Source organism: Bradyrhizobium cosmicum (genome assembly GCF_032290525.1).
Classification (GTDB): domain Bacteria; phylum Pseudomonadota; class Alphaproteobacteria; order Rhizobiales; family Xanthobacteraceae; genus Bradyrhizobium; species Bradyrhizobium cosmicum_A.
Genome location: NZ_JASXTA010000086.1, coordinates 1 through 457 on the forward strand (window position 1 = coordinate 1; position 457 = coordinate 457).

Sequence of the window (457 nt, forward strand, 5' to 3'; positions counted from 1 at the left end):
AGGTCTCGTCGATAAAGACCAGCCGCTCAGCTTCGACGCGACCTTGGTACTTTGTCCACTGGGCTCGCCGTCGTGCCACGTCGTGACGATCGCGTTCGCCAGCCACCATGCTTTTTTTTGAAGCTGAACTTCTCGGCATGCACGAAGTCCCACACCGAGTGATAGTCGACCTTCAGACCACGACCGGCAAGCTCGGCAACGAGCCCGCGTATGGTGAAGTCGCCGTCCTTGATCCGTTGCGACAGCCAGACCGCGTGGTCTCCCGAAACCGCCTTCGGCTTGTGGCCGCCCATCTGGCCAGGAGCAACGCTGCCGGTCTCATCGACCCGCTTCATCCAGCCGATCGCTGTGCTGATCGCCACTCCAAACTGCTTGGCGGCCTGATTGCGGGACATTCCGCCCTCAATCGCCGCCACCACGCGCTTCCGCAGATCAAGAGAGTAAGGCTTGCCCATCC

1 pseudogene is annotated in these 457 nt (G+C 61.3%); it reads right to left on the reverse strand.

From position 1 onward, the window contains the following. A pseudogene (locus tag QSV46_RS39150) lies at positions 1-455 on the reverse strand (IS630 transposase-related protein); the annotation flags it as partial. Between the last annotated feature and the right edge of the window lie 2 nt (positions 456-457).